At 63.5% G+C, this 22,302-nt stretch carries 16 protein-coding genes; 13 read left to right on the forward strand and 3 right to left on the reverse strand.

All coding sequences use genetic code 11. From position 1 onward, the window contains the following. Positions 1-91: 91 nt before the first annotated feature. Together FAZ97_RS17680 and FAZ97_RS17685 are read left to right on the forward strand one after the other, a co-directional pair. A complete protein-coding gene (locus FAZ97_RS17680) occupies positions 92-973 on the forward strand; it encodes a LysR substrate-binding domain-containing protein (protein WP_158759748.1) in 882 nt (293 codons plus the stop codon). A gap of 481 nt (positions 974-1,454) precedes the next feature. Next, positions 1,455-1,853 (forward strand): BON domain-containing protein, encoded by a 399-nt coding sequence (locus FAZ97_RS17685; RefSeq protein WP_158759749.1) that lies wholly within the window; start codon positions 1,455-1,457, stop codon positions 1,851-1,853. A 160-nt stretch (positions 1,854-2,013) separates the two neighbouring features. Here the strand turns inward: FAZ97_RS17685 and FAZ97_RS17690 are convergent, their stop codons facing one another. After that, positions 2,014-2,967 (reverse strand): LysR family transcriptional regulator, encoded by a 954-nt coding sequence (locus FAZ97_RS17690; RefSeq protein WP_158759750.1) that lies wholly within the window; start codon positions 2,965-2,967, stop codon positions 2,014-2,016. Between the two features lie 333 nt (positions 2,968-3,300). On the opposite strand from FAZ97_RS17690, the gene FAZ97_RS17695 reads away from it, so the two are divergent. Both FAZ97_RS17695 and mmsB read left to right on the forward strand, forming a co-directional pair. Beyond that, positions 3,301-4,827, forward strand: a complete 1,527-nt coding sequence (locus tag FAZ97_RS17695; protein ID WP_158759751.1) for a CoA-acylating methylmalonate-semialdehyde dehydrogenase — start codon at positions 3,301-3,303, stop codon at positions 4,825-4,827. 51 nt (positions 4,828-4,878) lie between these two features. Continuing rightward, positions 4,879-5,769, forward strand: coding sequence for a 3-hydroxyisobutyrate dehydrogenase (gene mmsB, locus FAZ97_RS17700; protein WP_158759752.1), 891 nt, complete (start codon positions 4,879-4,881; stop codon positions 5,767-5,769). A gap of 62 nt (positions 5,770-5,831) precedes the next feature. On the opposite strand, the gene FAZ97_RS17705 is transcribed toward mmsB, so the two are convergent. Further along, positions 5,832-6,887, reverse strand: a complete 1,056-nt coding sequence (locus tag FAZ97_RS17705; RefSeq protein WP_158759753.1) for a phytoene/squalene synthase family protein — start codon at positions 6,885-6,887, stop codon at positions 5,832-5,834. Positions 6,888-6,958: 71 nt separating this feature from the next. Between FAZ97_RS17705 and FAZ97_RS17710 the strand changes: the two genes are divergently transcribed. The 3 genes from FAZ97_RS17710 (at position 6,959) to bamA (ending at position 10,855) form a co-directional block, all read left to right on the forward strand. Further along, the gene (locus FAZ97_RS17710) at positions 6,959-7,690 is read left to right on the forward strand and encodes a hypothetical protein (RefSeq protein ID WP_158759754.1); all 732 of its coding nucleotides are present in this window, start codon (positions 6,959-6,961) and stop codon (positions 7,688-7,690) included. A gap of 313 nt (positions 7,691-8,003) precedes the next feature. After that, positions 8,004-8,402 (forward strand): hypothetical protein, encoded by a 399-nt coding sequence (locus FAZ97_RS17715; RefSeq protein ID WP_158759755.1) that lies wholly within the window; start codon positions 8,004-8,006, stop codon positions 8,400-8,402. 137 nt (positions 8,403-8,539) lie between these two features. Further along, positions 8,540-10,855 carry an outer membrane protein assembly factor BamA gene (gene bamA, locus FAZ97_RS17720; RefSeq protein WP_158759756.1) on the forward strand — a complete coding sequence of 772 codons (2,316 nt, stop codon included), beginning with the start codon at positions 8,540-8,542 and terminating at the stop codon, positions 10,853-10,855. Between the two features lie 625 nt (positions 10,856-11,480). On the opposite strand, the gene FAZ97_RS17725 is transcribed toward bamA, so the two are convergent. Next, positions 11,481-12,431: a LysR substrate-binding domain-containing protein gene (locus FAZ97_RS17725; protein ID WP_158759757.1), complete on the reverse strand. Its 951-nt coding sequence runs from the start codon at positions 12,429-12,431 to the stop codon at positions 11,481-11,483. Positions 12,432-12,553: 122 nt separating this feature from the next. On the opposite strand from FAZ97_RS17725, the gene FAZ97_RS17730 reads away from it, so the two are divergent. From FAZ97_RS17730 to FAZ97_RS17755, 6 genes are all read left to right on the forward strand, one after another. Continuing rightward, positions 12,554-13,729 (forward strand): M20 aminoacylase family protein, encoded by a 1,176-nt coding sequence (locus FAZ97_RS17730; protein WP_158759758.1) that lies wholly within the window; start codon positions 12,554-12,556, stop codon positions 13,727-13,729. A 69-nt stretch (positions 13,730-13,798) separates the two neighbouring features. After that, entirely contained in the window at positions 13,799-15,124 is a 1,326-nt protein-coding gene (locus tag FAZ97_RS17735; protein WP_158759759.1) for an MFS transporter, read from the forward strand. A 277-nt stretch (positions 15,125-15,401) separates the two neighbouring features. After that, positions 15,402-15,620 carry a hypothetical protein gene (locus FAZ97_RS17740; RefSeq protein WP_158759760.1) on the forward strand — a complete coding sequence of 73 codons (219 nt, stop codon included), beginning with the start codon at positions 15,402-15,404 and terminating at the stop codon, positions 15,618-15,620. A 511-nt stretch (positions 15,621-16,131) separates the two neighbouring features. Further along, positions 16,132-17,631 (forward strand): efflux RND transporter periplasmic adaptor subunit, encoded by a 1,500-nt coding sequence (locus FAZ97_RS17745; RefSeq protein WP_325073242.1) that lies wholly within the window; start codon positions 16,132-16,134, stop codon positions 17,629-17,631. 3 nt (positions 17,632-17,634) lie between these two features. Beyond that, a complete protein-coding gene (locus FAZ97_RS17750) occupies positions 17,635-20,799 on the forward strand; it encodes an efflux RND transporter permease subunit (RefSeq protein ID WP_158759762.1) in 3,165 nt (1,054 codons plus the stop codon). Between the two features lie 3 nt (positions 20,800-20,802). Continuing rightward, a complete protein-coding gene (locus tag FAZ97_RS17755; protein ID WP_158759763.1) occupies positions 20,803-22,254 on the forward strand; it encodes an efflux transporter outer membrane subunit in 1,452 nt (483 codons plus the stop codon). The last annotated feature ends 48 nt before the right edge of the window (positions 22,255-22,302 follow it).

Genomic DNA, 22,302 nt, shown 5'->3' on the forward strand with positions numbered 1-22,302 from the left:
GGATTGAATGCCTGGCTGTCGATTATTGGCGATTGACGTGCGCGAGGCCAGCGAGAGATTTCAGACGGCATTGTGAGTAGAATTTGACGTCATGGCCCGATCTCTCCCCCCTTTGCAGGCGCTGCGCGCCCTTGAAGCCGCTGCGCGGCGGCGCAGTTTCAGCCGTGCCGCGGAAGAATTGCATTTGACGCACAGCGCCGTAAGCCATCATCTGCGCGCGCTGGAAACCGAACTGGGCGTCGAGCTGTTCCGCCGTGCGGGCAGCCGCATGATCCCGACGGCTGCGGGCGCGCAGCTTGCCGAGCGCGTGCGCCGCAGTCTCGACGACCTGCGCGACGCGCTCGACGCCACGCGCCCCGGCGTGAGCGGCGTCACGCGGCTCGAACTGAGCGTGATGTCCGACTTCGCCTCCGTCTGGCTGATTCCGCGCCTGGGCGACTTCTACGACCGCCATCCCATGGTCGACCTTTCGCTGCGCATGCATGCCGACGTCACGCCGCCCGACCCCTATCCCTTCGACATCGGCATCTGGCATCGGCGCGTGGACGAACCCGGCTTCCAGATCCGCAAGCTGCTGGACGACCAGGTGGTTGCGGTATGCAGCCCGGCCTTGCTCGCGCGCCATCCCGGCTTTCGTATCGAAGATCTCGCGAGCATGCCGCTCCTGCGTTTTTCGCGCCGCTCGTGGCGCGACTTCTTCGAAGCGGCGGGCGTGGCCGGCGACGAACCTGAGCGCGGACCGGTATTCGACGACGCGGGCCTGCTGCTGCAGGCCACGGTGGCCGGGCAAGGGGCGGCCACGGCACGCCTGCAGCTCGCGCGCGGTTTCATCGAACGCGGCGAACTGGTGCAGCTGGGGCAGGTCCGTATTCCGGCCTCACTCGACTATTACTTCACGTGGCGCGAAGGGCATCCACGCGAGGCGGCGATTCAGCAGTTCTACCGATGGATAAAGGCGCAATTGGCCAATTGATGCAGCGCCTCTCGTATTGCGCAATGGGTATTCGGGTTAACCGCTGTCCGTAATGTCAACGCTGCTTGTGTGATGCGCGTTGCTGTTTGATTAAAGCGGCTCAATCCCGCTCTGGGAAAAGCGATTAGTGTTCTTATTCATATCGCATGCACCAAAGCGGATCATGGCTGAAGGCATTGCACCGGCGTTTAAAGCGGCAATGAAGCGGCGGTGAACGGACCGTAAAGTGGGCAGGTGAAGCGATTGCAATTGGATGGTTGAGTCGCGGCTTCACTATTTGGACAAGCAACGTATTCGTCTGTGGAAAGCAACAGGAAGTGTGGCGTGGAATCACAGATTGGGCGTGCTACGTGTCAAGAATGAAATAGTTGCGGTATTGTTACTTCCCATCGCCATCTGGCGCGTGAATGTTTTGTAGTCAACGGTGTAGTTAACGGCCCGTTCCAGGGCCTGCAATAAGACTGACAACAGGAGAAACTGCATGAAGGCTATTCAGATGTTCAAGCTGGCCGCAGCCACGGCACTCGTGGCGGCCTCGTTCCAGGTCTATGCACAGGACGCTTCGGCTCCTGCCGCAGCAGAAGCCCCGGCCAGCGGTCCGACGGCCTCTGCCCAGCACAACGTCAATCAATCGAAGGCAGCGCTGCGTCAAGCACGCGCAGCGAACCGTGCGCTCGGCCGCAAGGTTCGTTCGGCCCTCGCGCGTGACCGTAACATCAGCGTCTCCAACATCACCGTGCGTGCGAAAGACGGCGCCGTCATCCTGCAAGGCACCGTACCCGAGCAGTCGCAGATCCAGCGCGCCGGCGATGTCGCCAAGGGCGTGGAGGGTGTGACGTCGGTGCGTAACGCGCTGACGATCCGCCCGGTTGGGACCTGAGCATCGGCTAGCCGGCGTGTGCCGATCGCGCGTGGAGGCGCGGACGGCGACGCCGGAGCGGGTGAATCCAGATTCTTCCTGAAGGCCGCACATGCAGTCCCGTTCGTGGACTGCATGTGCGGCTTTTTGTTGCTTGTCGAGACAGTAGCGTGAGCGGTGCTCACGCCTCAACGTAATGCATTTCCGGCGATTCGCCCATGAGCAGAGGGCGATTGGCGTCGGCGGCCGCGCGCAAATAATCCCAGAGCGACGTGATGCGCCGCAGCTTGCGCAGATCCTCGCGGCTGCATAGCCAGAAGCGCCGCGTCACCACGACTTCGTCGGGCAGGATCGGCACGAGGCGCGGGTCAGGCTCGGCCATGAAGCAAGGCAGGATGGCGAGCGCGCTGCCCTGCAGCGCAGCATGATATTGCGCGATCACGCTCGTGCTGCACAGGTTGGCGGTTACGCTAGGCGCTGTTCGTTCGAGATACAGCAACTCATGGCTGAACGCCAGATCGGCGACATAGCTGATGAAGGCGTGATTGCGCAGGTCGGAGGCCGTGCGAATGCGCGGGTAGCGCTCGAGATAGGCGGGCGTGCCGTACAGGCGCAACCGGTAGTCGCACAGTTTCGTGTAGACATACTGCCCGCGTTCGGGGCGCTCAAGCATGATCGCCAGATCGGCCTCGCGCTTTGAAAGGCTCACGAAATGCGGCACCGGCAACAGGTCGATCGACATGTCGGGATGCTGGCCCGTGAAGCGCGCGAGTTGCGGCGCAAGAAAGAAGCAGCCGAAACCCTCGGTCGAGCCCACGCGAACGTGGCCCGAAAGCGACTGCGCGCCAATCGCGAACTGCTCGCTGGCCGATTGCACGGTGGTTTCCACAGCATCCGCGTAGGCCAGCAGGCGCTGCCCTTCGGCCGTCAGCACGAAGCCACCCGAGCGCGATTTGTCGAACAGGACGGTGCCGAGCGCCGCCTCCAGCTCCCGAACCCGGCGCGCGACCGTCGTGTGGTCGACGCCCAGACGCTTCGCGGCGCCGCTCGCGCGCTGCGTGCGCGCGACTTCCAGGAAGTAGCGCAGATCGTCCCAGTTCAATGTCTCCATGCCGCTCGTTGTGTTTTTTTGCATATCGGATGGGCTTTTTCGTCTCTATGCCGTGGATATTCGAATAACTATACTCGGTGCAGAAGGCGACTGAAACTGACACGGTCGCACGACAACAAGGATGGAGACAGACGATGCAAATGCAGTCGTTCCCCACGCGCTCGCCGCAGGCGGGCCCGTGTTCAGCAGGCCTCTCCTTCACTTCGCCCGGCTCCATTCCCCGCACGCCCGACTCGACTGCATGTGTTCGCGCCAGGTTGTCGCGCGCATGCTGCGATTGAGGACGGCGCGTACGCCGCATATTCCGCTACATCCGGCCATGGCCGGCCCGTTCGAATCCATCAGGGAGAGTTCACGATGAACGCAGTGACCCAGGCATCCAACGCGCATGTTTCGACCGTCAAGCTGCTCATCGACGGCGAGTTCGTCGAATCGAAAACAAAGGAATGGCGCGACATCGTCAATCCGGCCACGCAGGAAGTGCTGGCGCGCGTGCCGTTCGCGACTGTCGAGGAAGTGGACCAGGCTGTGAAGGCCGCGCACGCCGCGTTCGCCACGTGGAAGACCACGCCGATCGGCACGCGCTTGCGCATCATGCTCAAGCTACAGGCTTTGATTCGCGAGAATATGCCGCGCATTGCGCAGACGCTCACCGCCGAGCAGGGCAAGACGCTGCCCGACGCCGAGGGCGATATTTTCCGCGGCCTCGAAGTGGTCGAGCATGCCTGCTCGATCGGCACGCTGCAGCAAGGCGGTTTCGCCGAGAACGTGGCGGGCGGCGTGGACACCTACACGTTGCAGCAGCCACTGGGCGTGTGCGCCGGCATCACGCCGTTCAACTTTCCCGCGATGATCCCGCTGTGGATGTTCCCGATGGCGATCGTTTGCGGCAATACGTTCGTGCTCAAGCCTTCGGAGCAGGATCCGCTTTCGACGATGCAGCTCGTCGAACTCGCGATCGAAGCGGGCATTCCGAAGGGCGTGCTCAACGTCGTGCACGGCGGCAAGGAAGTCGTCGATGCGATCTGCACGCACGAACTCGTGAAGGCCATTTCGTTCGTCGGCTCGACGGCCGTGGGTACGCACGTCTATCGTCTGGGCAGCGAACACGGCAAGCGCGTGCAGTCGATGATGGGCGCGAAAAATCACGCCGTCGTGCTGCCCGATGCGAATCGCGAGCAGGCGCTCAATGCGCTGGTCGGCGCGGCGTTCGGCGCAGCGGGCCAGCGTTGCATGGCGACCTCCGTGGCCGTATTCGTGGGCGCGGCGCAGCAATGGGTGGACGAGCTTGTCGAAAAGGCGAAGACGCTCAAGGTCAATGCGGGCCATGAGCCGAAGACCGACGTCGGCCCCGTCGTGTCGCGCACCGCGAAAACGCGCATTCTCGGCCTGATCGATTCGGGCGTGAAGCAGGGCGCGACGCTCGCACTCGATGGCCGCGACGTGAAGGTGCCGGGCTACGAAAGCGGCAACTTCGTTGGGCCCACGGTGTTCACGGACGTGAAGACCGACATGGACATCTACACGAACGAGATTTTCGGGCCTGTGCTCGTGGTGCTCACGGCGAAGACGCTCGACGAAGCGATCGCCATCGTCAACGCGAATCCGTTCGGCAATGGCGTGGGCCTGTTCACGCAAAGCGGCGCTGCGGCACGCAAGTTTCAGAGTGAGATCGACATTGGCCAGGTGGGCATCAACATTCCGATTCCGGTGCCGGTGCCGTATTTCAGCTTCACGGGCTCGCGCGGATCGAAACTCGGCGACCTCGGTCCGTATGGCAAGCAGGTCGTGCAGTTCTACACGCAGACCAAGACGGTCACCGCGCGCTGGTTCGACGACGCGACCGTGAGCGACGGCGTGAACACGACGATCAGCCTGCGCTGATACGTCGCCCGACATCAACACGGAGTACTGAACAATAACGGAGACAGGCTCATGAAAATCGGATTCGTCGGGCTGGGCCACATGGGCGCGCCAATGGCGCTCAACCTGCTCAAGGCGGGGCATACGGTGGCGGTGTTCGACCTGAGCGCGAGCGCGATGCAAACGCTCGCCGAGGCCGGTGCGCAGAAGGCTGCATCGGCGAAGGCGGCTGCGAGCGGTGCGGAGTGCGTCATCACGATGCTGCCCGCGGCGGCGCACGTGCGCAGCGTGCTCACGGCGGAAGACGGCGTGCTGGCGGGCATCGCAAAGGGCGTGACGATCATCGATTCGAGCACGATCGATCCGGCGAGCGTCAAGGAGTTCGCGAAACTCGCTGCCGCGCAGGGCAACGCGTTTGTCGACGCGCCAGTTTCGGGCGGCACGGGCGGCGCGGCCGCGGGCACGCTCACCTTCATGGTGGGCGGTAGTGCCGAACACTATGAGAGCGTGAAGCCGGTGCTCTCTGGCATGGGCAAGAACATTGTCCATTGCGGCGAGACGGGCACGGGGCAGGTGGCGAAGATCTGCAACAACCTCGTGCTCGGCGTCACGATGGCTGGCGTGGCCGAAGCGATGGCGCTCGGCGAGGCGCTCGGCATCGACCCGAAAGTGCTGGGCGGCATCATGAACACGTCCACGGGCCGCTGCTGGAGTTCGGACACGTACAACCCGTATCCTGGCGTGATCGAGACGGCGCCTTCGTCGCGCGGCTACACGGGCGGGTTCGGCACGGACCTCATGCTCAAGGACCTGGGTCTCGCCACCGACGCCGCAAAAGGCGTGCATCAGCCCGCGTACATGGGGGCGCTCGCGCAACAGCTCTATCAGGCCATGAGCAGCCACGGCGACGGCAAGCTCGACTTCTCGGCGATCATCAAGTTGTATCGCGGCGAGAAAGGTTGAGTTAAAGACTTGCGAGCCGCACAAGGCGCGCTGCGAAGCGCGCCTTTTTTTCGCCCTTATTTTCAGCGCTTGATACGCGCCTCGACACGCGCAACGAGCCGCTTGAACCAGACGCCGAGCAACGCATTCGAAGGCGCGAGCGCGGTGGAGCAGGCGAGAATGCGATAGACGTCGTTGCGCGTGACCTTCGAGGTCTTCGCGGGATCGAGCCAGTCGTCGTTGTCGACGAGGCGCTCGAGCGTTTCGAGGCCGATGAGAATGGGCCACAGGCATGCGAGCCGCAGGCGCACCGAAAGGCGCGGCAGCGCGAACGTATAGTCGATGGCCGCGCGGAAGTGGTCGAGCGCGATGCGCACGAGTTCGAGCATGATCGGCCGCGCGTGCGCGGACGCGCCAGGCTTCAGCAAGTCCTGCGCGCTGAGCCCGGCCTGGGCCAGCATCGAAGCCGGCAGATAGCAGCGGCCAATGCGCAGATCCTTGCCGCAATCGCGCAGCACGTTCACCATCTGCAAGGCCTTGCCGAAGCGGATGCCGCGCGCGTACATCGTTTGTTCGAGCGAGGGCGCGAGGGTGCCCGGCAAGTGCATGTACGTCATCTTCGTCCAGAACTCGCCCACGCAGCCCGCCACGAGATACGTATAGCGGTCGAGCTCGTCCCACGTATTCAGCGCGGCCACCTGGCCCGAGCGCTCGTCGGGGAACGTGCGCAGATCGAATTCCATGCCTTCGGTGAGCGTCGTGACGATCTCGCGCACGGCACGGCGATCGGCGTCGTCGAGCTGCGTGAGCACCTCGAGCGCGCCGCCCAGCGATTCGAGCAGCAGCTTCTCGTCCGATTGCGTTTGCTGGCCCGCCACTTCGCCTGCGAGATCGGCGAGCAGGGTGTCATCGTTCGTCGCGCCGTTCACGCGCTCGCGCAGCGCGAGCAGCAGGGCGAGCCGCCGCTCGGGCGGGATCAGCGCGGTGTCGGCAATGGTGTCGGCGGCGCGCGCGAGCAGATAGGCTTCGCCCACGGGGTCGCGCATGCCGGCGGGCAGCACGCGCATCGTGAGGTAGAACGAACGGGAAACGCCTTTGAGCAACGGGCCCAGCAGGAAGGCCCGGGTAGAATTCTGCATGTCGGATAGGGGCAGCGAGGGACGGATCGGACGCAGCCGCATTGTATCGTGGACGACGGAGATAAGGCCCGGTGAGCCCCAAACGCGCGTTTTACGACCTCCAGGTGCGCTTCGCGCACACGGCGGCGCGCCGCGCAGGCATGCCGCTCGCGGCGGCCATGCTCGACTGCACGAACCTCTATGTGCGTTTTGGCGCCGGGCGCGCCTTCGATCGCACGCATCCCCTCTGGGCAGCGTACTTGCATGGCCTCGATGAGCACGCAAACGTTGAAGCGCAGTGCGAGTGGACGTGGCGTTATTTGCAGCGCTGCCCGACGCATCAGGCGGCGCCTGCGGTTGTCGCGACGGTTGGCTGCTTCTCTTACGCGCATGAACCGCATGGCGGAGCGCGCCTGCACTTCAACGCTCAAACGGATAACGGCATGTCGGCGCTCGATTCCAGGCAACGCGCCGCGCGCAACGGCGAGTTGCGGGCATTAATCGAACAGTTGCACGAATGCGGTTACGCCTCGAGCGACATGCTCGTTCATGGCACTTCCTGGCTCTACAACGTGCCCGCCTACCGGCGGCTCTTTCCCGCGGCCTACGTCGCGAGCGCGCAGCCCGTGGGCCGCCTGCGCGCGCTTTCGCTTTGGGGCCAATTTCTCGACCGTCACGGCAGCGTGCGTAACGAAGCGGCCGCAATGCTTCTCTCGCGTATCGAGCGAGTCAATGCATTCGCCGATCTGCTGTCTTGCTTTCCCTTACAGGCGCTCGCGGTGCATGCGCGCTTCGCGGTGTTTCAAGATTTTTTTGATAAGTGACAGCGGGCGTTCGCCGCGATGCCAGCCACGCGGCGTGCGTTAAAACGCCTGTTTGCCTATCGAAAGCGAACGTAATCGCTACGGTTACCAAAAATTTTTCAAGATAGTCGTGGCCTCGTGCGGTCGAGGGCAAATTGAAAGCCGCTGCATGCGCGCAGGGTATTGGTCTCGCGCAGAAATGGGTGCGTGCGAAACGAACTCAACGCGCCTGCATGCAATATTGATGAAAGTAATCCCTGTAATGACGAGGTAACGCGCGGACCGCGCCCAACGCACTAGACTCCGCCGATGCTTTCGAAACGGAGCGTCGCTCATGCCCTCGTCCCCGGCTCTTGCCATTCATTCCCTGCGCGATTTCGAGCTGACTGCGGACGGCCAGTACCTGATGGTGAACGGCAATCAGCCGGACAGCGTCGCGCTGCATTGTTCGGTGATGCATGAACTGCTCGCCGCGCTTTCCAATGCGATTGGCCGCTCCGAGCGCATCCGCCACAAAACCGCGAGCGTGAAATTCACCATGCCTTGCGAGGCGTGGGAAGTTGGGCGCGAGTCGGGCGACGTGCAGCATCTCGTCGTGAGCTTCCGCTTGCCCGGAGGCGCCGAATTGTCGTTCCGTCTGCATCCCGCGCAAGCCGTGCACATGACCGAAGTGCTTTCGCTCGCAACGGGGCTTGCGAAGATGCGCCTGCCTGGCCGCGCGAGCATGCAATAGGCGCGGCGCGCCGGCGTAGTTTGCCGCATCCGTTTTACACCCTGCATCCGTGGATGCCAGCTGCGCGCTTCTCGCGCCGGCACTGGAGCATTCGGCACTTTCACGGCTCTTTCGTTGCTTCACAATCGACCTCCCGCATGACGGCATCAACTACCACGGCGCGCTATGCACGCGCACTGACTCTCGCCGGCTTCGGCATCGGCGTGACTGCTGCGGCGCACGCCACCGAGCCCTTCGTGGTCCAGGACATCCGTATCGACGGGCTCACGCGCATCGAGCCGGGCACCGTATTCGCCTATCTGCCGATCAAGCAGGGCGAGACCTTCACGGATGACAAGGCCTCCGACGCGATTCGCGCGCTCTACGCAACGAGCCTCTTCAGCGACGTGCGCATTTCCACGCAGGGCACTACGGTGATTGTGCAGGTGCAGGAGCGTCCCGCCATCGGCACGATCGATTTCGCCGGCATCAAGGAATTCGATAAGGATAACTTGACGAAGGCGCTCAAGTCGGTCGGACTGTCGGCGGGCCAGAGCTACGACAAGGCGCTCGTCGACAAGGCGGAGCAGGAGCTCAAGCGCCAGTACCTCACGCGCGGCTATTACGCGGCAGAGGTCACGACCACGGTCACGCCGATCGACCGCAATCGCGTGGGGCTGCTGTTCTCCGTGGTCGAAGGGCCGAGCGCGAAGATCCGCCAGATCAACTTCATCGGCAACAAGACGTTCAGCGACGGCACGCTGCTCGATGAAATGCAGCTGTCCACGCCGAACTGGTTCTCCTGGTACACGAAGAACGACCTGTATTCGAAGGAAAAGCTCACGGGCGACCTCGACAACGTGCGCTCGTACTATCTGGACCGCGGCTATCTGGAGTTCAACATCGACTCGACGCAGGTCTCGCTGTCGCCCGACAAGAAGGACATGTACCTGACGATCGGGATTCACGAGGGCGAGCCTTATACGATTTCGAGCGTCAAGATGGCCGGCAATCTGCTCGACCGTGAGGCGGAATTGCGCAAGCTGGTCGGCGTGAAGCCGGGCCAGCGATTTTCGGCGCAAAAGCTCAAGGACACCACGAAGGCGATCGTCGACAAGCTTGGCGAATACGGCTATGCATTCGCCACGGTGAATGCGCTGCCCGAGATCGACCAGAAGGACCACACGGTCGCGCTCACGTTGCAGGTGGACCCGAGCCGCCGCGTGTATGTGCGCCGCGTGAACGTGACCGGCAATACACGCACGCGCGACGAAGTCGTGCGCCGCGAAATGCGCCAGCTCGAAAGCTCGTGGTTCGACTCGAACCGCCTCGCGCTTTCGAAGGACCGCATCAACCGCCTTGGCTACTTTACCGACGTGGACGTGACCACGGTGCCGGTGGAAGGCACGCAGGACGAAGTGGACGTGGATGTGAAAGTGACCGAGAAGCCGACCGGCACGCTTTCGCTGGGCCTGGGCTACGGCTCGGGCGAAGGGCCGATCATCTCGGCGGGCATTTCGCAGGACAACGTGTTCGGCTCCGGCAACAGCCTTTCGCTGAACGTGAATACGGCCACGACGTATCGCACGCTTTCGGTCACGCAGGTCGATCCGTATTTCACGGTGGACGGCATCAAGCGCATTACCGATGTCTACTACCGCACGACCGAGCCGCTTTACTACTCGAGTACGAACGACACGAGCTTTCGCATCATTTCGTATGGTGCGGATATGAAGTTCGGCATTCCGTTCTCCGAGACCGACATGGTGTATTTCGGCCTCGGCATCGAGCAGGACCGTCTCGACGTCGATGCCAGCACGCCACAGACCTACAAAGACTACGTGAACGATTTCGGGCGCGTTTCGAACACGGTGCCGCTCACCGTGGGCTGGTCGCGCGACAACCGCGACAGCGCGCTGGTGCCGAGCCGCGGCTACTACGCGCAGGCGAACGCCGAATACGGCACGCCAGCGGGCACGCAGTACTACAAGGGCGATGCGCAAATGCAGTACTACTACTCATTCGCGCGCGGCTTCGTGCTGGGGCTGAACTTCCAGGGCGGTTACGGCAACGGCCTGGGCGGCAAGCCGTATCCGATTTTCAAGAACTACTATGCGGGCGGTATCGGGTCGGTGCGCGGCTACGAGTCGGGCTCGCTCGGCCCGCGCGACGCGACGACGAACGATCCGATCGGCGGCTCGAAGATGGTGGTCGGCAATATCGAGTTGACGTTTCCGTTGCCCGGCACGGGGTATGACCGTACGCTGCGCGTGTTCACGTTTGTGGACGGCGGTAACGTGTGGGGCACGGAGGGTAGCAGCACCGGCGCGAATGGTCTGCGGTACAGCTATGGCGCGGGCCTGGAATGGATCTCGCCGATCGGGCCGCTCAAGCTCGATTTGGGCTTTCCTATCGTCAAGCACGCGGGTGACCAGTATCAGAAGTTTCAGTTTCAGATTGGGACGTCGTTCTGAGGTTTTGGGTTGGTGTTTGGGGGGAGTTTCTGGCGCTTTGGGCTTTCCTTGTTTTCGCGGCGGTACTTCAAGCGTTGCCCCTGTGCGGGGCGGCACCTACTTTTCTTTGCAGCGGCAAAGAAAAGTAGGCAAAAGAAAGCCGCTCACACCGCTAGTGCCGGCCACGGTTCACATCGCACCACCCCACTCGAATGGCTCCGGAGCATCTGTCACCTCGCACCATTCCCGTCAGTGACCAGGCGCTCATCCGTTCCCGCTGCTCGCTACGCGCGCAGCGGCCGGGTCTGCAAGGGACACCGGAAAACCGAAGGGTAGCAAGCGCATTCGTGAGAACTCACGCGCCCCAACGGTTTGGGATTATGCCCTTCGGGGCGCGTAGCGCCGCCGGAAGGATGAGCGCCTTGTCACTCAGTTAAGTGGTGCGAGGTCACAGACGCTCCGGAGCCATTCGAGTGGGGTGGTGCGGGGTGAACGGTGGCAGGCGCTGGCGGTGTGAGCGGCTTTCTTTTGCCTACTTTTCTTTGCCGCTGCAAAGAAAAGTAGGTGCCGCCCCGCACAGGGGCAACGCTTGAAGTACCACCGCGAAAACAAGGAAACGCGAATTAAAGAATAACCCAACCAAAACTCATATCAACAACTCAAGCGAGTGATAGAGCCGCCTGCGCTCAGGATTAGCCGAAGCCTCACCTGCATGAATGGCCTCCTTGAGGCACTCCAAAAAGCATTCTGCCGCAGCGGAGAGCGGCACGCCACGACGTGCAACGACGCTCACCACGGTCCGATCCACTTCCTCCTGAAGCGCAAGCGCGCGCAAGTTATCACGCGCGAAGCGCGTTTCCACGAGCGGCCACGGGAAAATACTCACCATATCGGTATTCATGATGAGCCCCATCGCCACCACGAACGAGTGCGCGAGATGCACGCTTTTCGGCATTGGCAGGCCATGCCGCAGGAACACGTCGTCGGCGATCATCTCCTTGCTGGCCGGGTCCCAGTTGAGTAACCATTCGCAATCCTGAAGTTCCTTAAGCGACTGCGCATGCGAGAGCGGATGGTCCTTGCGCACCACCACGGCGGACTCGGTCGCAAAGATCGGCGTTTGCGTGAATTCCGCATGCAGCGATGCGGGCCCGGGCTTGCCTAGCGAGAAGTCGAGCGAGCCATCGCGCAGCCGCGGCATCACGATATTGAGCAGGCCTTCGTAGAACTCCAGCTGCATGCCGGGCATGCGCTCGCGAAACAGCGTAACGGCGTCGGGCAGGAAGGAAAGGGCGAGCCACGGCGTCACGCCGATCGCGAGCTTGCCGCCGCCGCGCCCGCGCCGCGCGTCGAGTTCGTCCTGGGCGCGCGACATCTGGTGCACGACGAGCCGCGCATGCACGAGCAGCGCCTGGCCCGCTTCCGTGAAGGCGATGCCGTTCGCGTTGCGCGTAACGAGCGCGATTTGCTGCTCGGCTTCCAACTCGCGTACCGCCTTCGTCGCCGCCGCCGGCGAGATGCCAAGCTGACGCGCGGCCGCGCGAATGCTGCCGGTATCGGCCATGGCGACGAGCGCGCGGAACTGGTGGAACTTCATAAGGGATAACCCGAGTGCGCACTTCTGGTTGGCGGGCCAACTATTTTAGGGCTGTCGGCAGATAAGAGACGTCATTATTCTCAAGCGAATTCACACTCACGCCCGCCCAGGAGGGAATTCGTATGAACACGATGGCTATCCCGGCCGCAATCGCCGCGATCGAAGACGAGATGATCGCGCTGCGCCACGAGATCCACGCGCATCCCGAACTGGGCTTCGAAGAATTCGTCACCAGCGACCTCGTCGCGCAGCGCCTCACGGAGTGGGGCTACGAGGTGCGTCGCGGGCTGGGCGGCACGGGCGTCGTGGGCACGCTCAAGGTGGGCGAAGGCAACGCGCGCCTAGGCCTGCGTGCCGATATGGACGCGCTGCCGATCCACGAGAGCACGGGCCTCGACTACGCGAGCCGTATTCCGGGCAAGATGCACGCATGCGGCCACGACGGCCACACGGCCATGCTGCTCGCGGCCGCGAAGCATCTTGCGCAGTCGCGCAATTTCAGCGGCACGCTGCACCTCATTTTCCAGCCTGCCGAAGAAGGCCTGGGCGGCGCGAAGCGCATGCTCGACGAAGGCCTGTTCGAGCGCTTTCCCTGCGACGCCGTGTTCGCCATGCACAACATGCCCGGCTTCCCCACCGGCAAGCTCGGCTTTCGCGCGGGGCCGTTCATGGCTTCGTCGGACACGGTCATCATCGACATAGATGGGCGCGGCGGTCATGGCGCGGTGCCGCACAAGGCGATCGATCCGGTCGTGGTGTGCGCCAACGTCGTGCTCGCGCTGCAAACCATCGTGTCGCGCAACGTGCCGCCGCTCGACATGGCGATCGTCACCGTGGGCGCGATCCATTCGGGCGACGCCCCCAACGTGATTCCGCAAACCGCCCAGATGCGCCTCTCGGTGCGCGCGCTGCGCCCCGAAGTGCGCGACTTGCTGCAGGAGCGCATCACGGCGCTCGTGCACGCGCAGGCAAGCGCGTATGGCGCGACGGCGCGCATCGACTATCAGCGCCGCTACCCGGTCCTCGTGAACGACGTGGCGATGACCGAGTTCGCGCAGGACGTGGCGCGCGACTGGCTGGGCGAAGAGGGCCTGATTCATGACATGGCGCCGCTCACCGGCAGCGAGGACTTCTCGTTCCTGCTCGAGCGCTGCGCGGGCAGCTACCTCATCATCGGCAATGGCGACGGAGAGGGGGGCTGCATGGTGCACAACCCCGGCTACGACTTCAACGACGACTGCCTCGCCACCGGCGCGGCATACTGGGTGCAACTCGCCGAACGCTTCCTGCGCGGCTGAAGCAGCGCACCTACAGGCGCACCAGCAAGCGCCACGATACGAGACACGAGACACACGAGGAGACACCCGATGAACGCCACGTCGATTCAGGCGCCGGCCGCAGCCGCCCAGGCTTCCACGCGCCGCTCGCGCGCGAAGGCCATCTTCGCGATCACGCTCGGCAACGGGCTCGAGTTCTTCGACTTCACGGTCTACAGCTTCTTCGCCTCGATCATCGGCTCGCTGTATTTCCCGGTGCATGGCTCGCTGAACCAGCTGATGCTCGCCGTGGGCAGCTTCGGCGTGGGTTTCGTCGTGCGTCCGATCGGCGGCATCGTGATCGGCGCGTTCGCGGACCGCGTAGGCCGCAAGGCCGCCATGACGCTCACGCTCTGGCTCATGGCGCTCGGCTCGGCGCTCATCGCATTCGCGCCCACCTATGCGCAGATCGGGCTCGCGGCGCCCGCGCTGATCCTGATCGCGCGTCTCGTGCAGGGCTTCGCGGTAGGCGGCGAAGTGGGCGCCTCGACGTCGCTTCTGCTCGAATACGCCGATGACCGCTCGCGCGGCTTTTACGGCAGCTGGCAGTTCGTGAGCCAGGGGCTCAATACGGTGTGCGGCGCGCTGATCGGCGTGACGCTTTCCACGACGCTTTCGCAGGCCGCGCTCGAAAGCTGGGGCTGGCGAGTGCCGTTCGTGATCGGCATGCTGGTCGTGCCGGTGGGCGTGTACATTCGCCGCCATCTCGACGAAACGCTCGCGCACCCCGTCGAAGTGGAAGACACCGAACCCGTGGCCGACATGGCGCGGCCGCTGCGCGAGATTTTCGGGCGTCATCGCACGTCACTCGTGGCAGGCGTCGTCACGACCATCGGCGGCACGGCGGCGAACTATATCGTGCTGTTCTACATGTCGACGTATGCCATCAAGATTCTCGGCCTGCCGATGTCGGTCGGCATGAGCGCGGCGCTCGTCGCCGCGCTCGTCACGGCAGTGTGCTCGCCGTTCGCCGGCTCGCTTTCCGACCGGCTGGGCCGCAAGTGGGTGATGGGCGTCTCGCGCGTGCTGCTGATCGCGGTGATCTATCCGGCGTTCATGCTCATTCATGCCATGCCTACCGTCACCACCGTGCTCGCGGTCGTGGCGGTGCTGGGCGCGATCGTCGCGTTCACGGCGGTCCCCAACATCGTCATGCTGCCCGAACTCTTTCCTCAGTCGATTCGTGTGACGGGCATGTCCGTGGTGTATTGCGTGGGCGTGTCGATCTTCGGCGGCTTCGCGCAGTTCTTCGCGACCTGGCTCATCAAGCTGCTCGACAACCCGCTCGCGCCCGCCTGGTATCTGATTGGCTGCGGGGCGGTCTCGCTGCTCGCGCTGCCGCTCATTCGCGAACCGGCGGGCCGTCCGCTCGATTGAGTGTTGTATTTGGCCGCTACGCACTTTTAGCGGCCATGCAGTGTTTATTTACCAGACGTTTACGCGGCGCTGCCTAGAATCGGTTCGTGTTCAACTCAAGCACGCCGGCCGCAACGGCGGCGTGCGCACAACACGTATGCCGTCTATCGTCTCACAGGGCCCGGTTTCCCGAGGCTCCCGCTCCGCCGCCGCGCCGCGGCCCGTCCTTTCACTGCGCAACTCGCGCAAGCCGCTTCAGCCTGCAACCCAACGCACAACGGTACAACTGGTCGTGCGCGTGCCTACGAGCGAAGCGCAACTCGCGCGATGCACGCTGCATGGTCTCGTTGGCGACGCGCTCGGCGTCCATACAATCGATATCGATCGCCGCAGCGACCTCGCTTGCCTGCACGTCGAACTCGATCGCCGCCGCGTGGCCGAGGCCATGGCGCTACTCATGCGCACGATTTCGTGTGCGGAGTTCGGCTCGGTGCGCCGGCTCGATCGCGCCGCCTGATTCGCAACGCGTGGCGCAACCGCCTCCGCGACGGTTGCGCCACGCCTGAATCGTTGCCCGTCCGCTGTTCACGCGACGCATGCTTCCAGCGTCCGCATCCTTCTCTTCCCCTCTCCATATACGCAAGCCGTTGCGCATATCCGTACTAATGTTAGCGAACGACTCGCTTACCTTAATTTCGGATTTCGAAACGAATTGCGTCACTATTGCCTCGTGAGTGCCGGTGCCGTTGTCACGTGGGATATTTTGGCCATCCTGATTCTGCGTTGTCTCGAAAAACAGTAGTATCTGTTCGAGCACCAAAGTCAGTGGCGGTGATACGACTCGATCGCCCGCGCGCGTCTGATTTGGTTTCGTCGGTCCAGCGCAGATCGTCGACAACACGGAGAACAGCATGACTCACGGTATTCGGGTGGCCAGCTTGTGTCTGTCGTTGGGATTGCTGGTAAGTGTCGTTGGATGTCATGAAAACAAACCTGCTGCTGAAACGCGACCTGCTGCCAACGTCGACGTGATCAATGTTGCGCTGCGCGACGTGCCTGTGGTTTTCGAGTACGTGGGGCAGACAGAGAGCTCGCAGCAGGTCGAGATTCGCGCGCGCGTGAACGGCTTCCTTGAAAAGCGCGTGTATACGGAAGGCTCGTTGGTCCATGCAGGCGACGTCATGTTCGTCATGGACCGCAAACCGTTCGAAGCCACGCTCGCCGCCGCGAATGCCGAGCTTGCGCAGCAAAAAGCGCGGCTCCAGACCGCGGAGGCCAACCTCGCCCGCGTGCGTCCGCTGGCCGCGAAGAACGCATTGAGCCAGAAGGATCTCGACGATTCTATCGGCCAGGAGCAGGCGGCCGCCGCCGCTGTCGAAGGGGCGAAGGCGGATGTCATTAGCGCTTCGCTCAATCTCGGCTATACGACGATCACAGCGCCGGTGACCGGTCTATCGAGCTTCGCGAAGAGGCAGGACGGCTCGTACATCGATGCGAGTAATAGCCTGCTCACTTACGTGGCCAAGCTCGATCCCATGTGGATCAACTTCTCGCTCTCCGAGAACGAGATGCTCGATCTGCGCACGCAAACGCAGAACGGCACGCTCAAACTGCCGCCGGTGGGTAAGCTCGAAGCGGTGATCGTGCTGGCGGACGGCACCATCTATCCGGAGCGCGGCCACATTGCGTTTACCGACGCCTCGCTTAGCTCGGAAACCGGCACCTACCTGATTCGCGCCTCCATGCCGAACCCGACGGGGTCGCTGCGGCCCGGTCAGTTCGTGCGTATCAAGCTGCTGGGCGCGCAGCGCAGCTCGGCGGTCGCCGTGCCGCAGGCGGCCGTGCAGCAGGGGCCGCGCGGCGCGTATGTGTGGACCGTCGACAAGGACGGTAAGGCGCAGCAGCGCGTGGTGGAAACGGGCGAGTGGAACGGCAATGCCTGGGTGATCAAGTCGGGCTTGCATCCGGGCGATCACGTGATCATCGACAATACGCTGCGGCTCATGCCCGGTGCGCCGGTCAAGGCGAATCTCGTGCAGACGCCGCCCGCGGACGTGAATATTGGCGGTGAGGCAGCGGGGCAAGACAGCGGAGCAGGCGGCGGGGCGCAGGCGGGCGCGGCTGGGGCTTCCGGTCCGGCTGCGGCGAACGCGAACGCCCAAGCCAAGCCGGCCGCCGCCGCAAGTGAGCCCGATGTGTTGGGCGATCACACCGCAGTCTATTTCGCCACGGGCAGTTCGAGCCTCGACGCTCAGTCGGCGGACGCGCTCGCGGGCGTGGCGCGCCGTCTCGCCGCCGAGCCGGGCTTGCGCGTGGCGATTTCCGGCTACACCGATTCGACTGGCTCGCAAACCGCGAACGCACGCCTGGCGGCCGCGCGCGCGGCCACCGTGCGCGCAGCGCTGGTGGTAGCCGGCGTGAAAACCGAGCGCATCGAGATGCGCAAGCCGGCGCAGATCGTCGCCAATGATCCGCCCGACAAATCCCGCCGCGTGGACGTCACGTTCTCGCCCGCTGCGGGAGGCTGAACAATGAAGTTCTCCCATTTCTTCATTGACCGGCCGATTTTTGCGTCGGTCCTCTCGATCGTGCTCGTCGTCGCGGGTCTTGTGGCGATGTTCAACTTGCCGATCGCCCAGTTCCCGGACATCGCGCCGCCCACCATCACGGTGAGCGCTACGTATCCGGGCGCGAGCGCCGATATCGTCGCGCAGAACGTGGCCGCGCCGATCGAGCAGCAGGTGAACGGCGCGGACAACATGATGTACATGAACTCGTCGAGTTCCTCGACGGGCAACATGACGCTCACGGTGTACTTCAATATCGGCACGGATCCGTCGCTCGCCCAGGTGGACGTGCAAAACCGCGTGAACCTCGCGTTGCCTTTCCTGCCCGATTCGGTGACGGCGCAGGGCGTGTCGGTGCAGAAGCGCTCCTCCGCGTTCATGATGGTGATCGCGATTTATTCGCCCGATAATGCCTACGATGCGGCCTATGTGGCGAACTATGCGAACGTCTACGTGCTCGACGCGCTCAAGCGTATTCCGGGCGCGAACCAGGCGTCGATCTTCGGTTCTGCCGACTATGCGATGCGCGTGTGGCTCAAGCCCGACCGCATGGCGAAGCTCGGCATTACCGTGACCGACGTGCAGAACGCCATTGCGCAGCAGAACCAGCAGTTCTCGGCGGGTCGCCTCGGCGCGGCGCCGACCAACAAGCCCGTGAACCAGACGTTCCCGGTGACGACGAAGGGCCGTCTCACCGAGCCCGCCGATTTCGACAACATCATTCTGCGCGCGGCGTCGGGCGACGCGGCGATCGTGCGCCTCAAGGACATCGGTCATGCGGAGCTCGGGGCTAAAGACTACACGCTGCGCGGCCGGTACAACGGCAAGACGGCCACACTGCTCGCCGTGTATCAGCAGCCGGGCGCGAATGCACTGCAAGTGGCCAAGCAGGTGCGTCAGACACTCGAGCAGCTGAACAAGAGCTTTCCACCCGGCCTCAAGTATGAAGTCGCGCTCGATACAACCGAATTCGTGCATGAGTCGATCAACGAGGTGGTCCATACGCTGCGCGATGCGGTGATTCTCGTGATCATCGTGGTGTACATCTTCCTGCAGAGTTTCCGGGCGACGCTCGTGCCGCTGCTCGCCGTGCCCGTGTCGATTATCGGCGCGTTCATCGGCATGTCGGCGTTCGGCTTCTCGATCAACATGCTTACCTTGTTCGGCATGGTGCTGGCCATCGGTATCGTGGTGGACGACGCGATCGTGGTGATCGAAAACGTCGAGCGCAACATGACCGAGTTCAAGCTGCCGCCAAAGGAAGCGGCCAAACGCGCGATGGACGAAGTGAGCGGACCGGTGGTGGCGATCGTGCTGGTGCTGCTCGCGGTGTTCATACCGGTGGCGTTTCTTTCGGGCATCACAGGGCAGCTCTACAAGCAGTTCGCTGTGACGATCGCGGTCTCGGTGGTGCTTTCGGGTATCGTCGCGCTCACGCTTTCGCCCGCGCTCGCGGCCATCCTGCTCAAGCCGGGCGAGCACAAGAAGAACCGCTTTTTCCGCTGGTTCAATGAGAAGTTCGACAGCCTCACCAATGGCTATGGCAGCTGGGTGCAGACCGCGATACGACGCGTGGTGCTCTCGATCGGTCTGATCGCCGTGATGATCATCGCAACGGTCGGCCTGTTCAAACATATTCCGTCGTCATTTCTGCCCGTCGAGGATCAGGGCTATCTGTTCGGCGCGGTCGTGATGCCCGACGCGGCGAGTCTGGACCGCACAGGCGACCTCTCGAAGAAAGCGGAGGACTGGTTCGCGAAACAGCCGGCCGTGAGTTCGGTGGCGGCGCCGATCGGCTACAGCCTGATCGACTCGCAGTACAAGTCGAACGCAGGCACGCTGTTCGTCACGCTCAAGGGCTTCAAGGATCGCGGCGAGAACGGCACCGCGCAGGATCTGATCCGCGACGCCACCAAGGAATTCTCGACGTTCAAGGACGGCGTGGTCGTGCCGCTCAATCCACCGTCGATCCCAGGACTCGGCACCACGGGCGGCTTCGAGTTCTGGGCGCAAAGCACCGGCGACGGCACGTATCAGCAGCTCGAAGACAAGGTGCGCCAGATGATTGCGAAGGCGCGCCAGAACCCGGCGCTGCGCGGCGTGAATTCCACCATCAACACGAATTCGCGCCAGTTGCTCGTGGAAGTGGATCGCGAGCGTGCGGAAACGCTCGGCGTCCCGGTTCAGGATATCTACACTGCACTCCAGACGATGTTCGGCTCCTTGTACGTGAGCCAATTCCCGAAAGGCAGCCGCCTTTTCCAGGTGATCATTCAGGCCGAGCCGCAATACCGCTTGACCCCGGACGATATCCAGCAGCTCTATGTGCGCAACCGCAACAACGACATGGTGCCGATCAAGGCCGTGACGACCTCGCGCTTCGTACCCGGACCTGACATCGTGAACCGCTTCAACAACTTCCCGGCGGCGAAAATCACCGGCGACGCGGCGCCCGGCCACAGTTCGGGCGAGGCGATCGCGGCGATGGAGCAGATCGCCAACGAGGTGCTGGGCGAGGGCTACAGCTACGAGTGGAGCGGCCAGGCGTACGAAGAGAAGAAGGCCGGCTCGACAGCGGCGCTCGTGTTCGGCTTCGCCCTACTGATGGTGTTCCTCATTCTCGCGGCGCAATACGAGAAGTGGTCGCTGCCGATCGGCGTGCTGCTCGCCGTGCCGTTCGCGATCTTCGGGGCGCTGGTGGGCATCTTGTTGCGGGGCATGGAAAACGACGTGTATTTCCAGATCGGCCTGACCGTGCTGATCGCGCTCGCGGCGAAGAACGCCATTCTGATCTTCGAGTTCGCCGTGGAAATGCGCGAGAAGGAGAACATGTCGCCCTACGAGGCCGCGCTGCACGCCGCGAAACTGCGCTTGCGGCCGATCATCATGACCTCGCTCGCGTTCATTCTGGGCTGCGTGCCGCTTGCCATCGCCAGCGGCGCATCGGCCGCGAGCCGGCGCTCGCTCGGCACCGGCGTGATCGCGGGCATGCTCGGCGCCACGGTGATCGCGCTCTTCTTCATTCCGATGTTCTTCTGGGGACTGGAAACGCTCTCGTCGCGCAAGAAGCCGGACGCCACGCCGCATGCCAGCACGCCCCCTGCGGCGCCGCCTTCGCAGGAGGGCTGAGCGATGAAGACACGTTTGAATTTGAAGCACCGCGCGTTGCGTCCATTCGGGCTGATCGTCGCGACGGCATGTCTTGGCGCCTGCGCGGTCGGGCCCGACTATCACCGTCCGGCGGTCGAGACGCCATCGACGTTTCGCTATGCCTCGCCGCAGGCGGAACCCGTCGACACTTCGCTCGACTGGTGGACGCAGTTCAACGACCCGGTGCTCAACGATCTCGTCGCGAAGGCGCTTGCGCAGAACAAGGATCTGCTGATTGCGTCGGCGCGCGTCGAGGAGTTCTACGGGCGTTACGTCGTGACGCGCGCGGGACTGTTCCCGCAGGTTTCGGCGAATTTTGGCGCTTCGCGCAGCCGCGGCGTTCCGGCGCCTGGCTTCCCGCCCGTGGTCGGCAACCAGGTGCAGTTGAACGGGGCGGTGTCATGGGAGCTGGATTTGTTCGGTCATTTGCGCAGGCTCACTGAAGCGGCGCGCGCCGACTATATGAGCACGCAGTCCGCACAGCAGGCCACACGCATTGCCATCATTGCGAACGTGGCGACGTCGTATCTGCAACTGCGCGACTTCGACAATCAACTCACCATCGCGCAGGACACGCTCGAAAGCCGCAAGGGCGCGCTCGATCTCTTCAACGAGCGCTATGCGGGCGGCGTCGTTTCGCGGTTGCAGGTGAGCCAGGCGCAGTCGGAGTATCAATCGGCGCAGACCTCCGTGTATTCGATCCAGCAGGAAATCGCGACGCAGGAAGACGCGATTTCGCTACTGCTGGGCCAGAATCCGGGGCCGATTCCGCGCGGCAAGTCGATCACCGAGTTGACCGCGCCCGCTATTCCCGCAGGCTTGCCGTCGACGCTGCTGGAGCGCCGGCCCGATATTCTGCAGGCCGAACAAACGCTCATTTCGGCGAACGCGTCCATTGGCGCCGCACGCGCGCTGTATTTCCCGCAGATTTCGCTCACGGGACTGTTCGGCGCGGCGAGCACGGCGCTCTCGGGGCTCTGGACCGGCCCCGCGCGCGTCTGGTCGTTCGCGGGCGCGATCACGCAGCCGATCTTCGAGGGCGGCGCGATTGCGGGTGGCGTGCACCAGGCCGAAGCCGTACAGCAGGAAGCGCTCTTCAGCTACGAGCAGACGATCCAGCAGGCGTTCGCCGATGTCGAGAATGCGCTCGTTGGCGTGGCGCGTACGCGCGATCAGCTGGATTCGACGACGCGCCAGGTGACGGCACTCACGGAATACACGTCAGTTGCGCGCGATCTCTACGAGGGGGGCTACACGAGCTATCTGGAAGTGCTCGACGCGGAACGCAGCCTCTTCAATGCGCAATTGCAGCAGTCTTCGCTGCAGGACCAGGAACTTGCGCAGATCGTGAACCTGTATAAGGCGCTCGGTTACGGCTGGACGCCGGCAGCGCCGCCGCCGGCCGCGGACAGCGCGAAGCCGTCGCAGTCTTGAACCGCGACGGCCACGCTTTGAGGCGGAGTGGCGAAAGGCGAACCTGGC

It is taken from the genome of Paraburkholderia acidiphila (genome assembly GCF_009789655.1).
Classification (GTDB): domain Bacteria; phylum Pseudomonadota; class Gammaproteobacteria; order Burkholderiales; family Burkholderiaceae; genus Paraburkholderia; species Paraburkholderia acidiphila.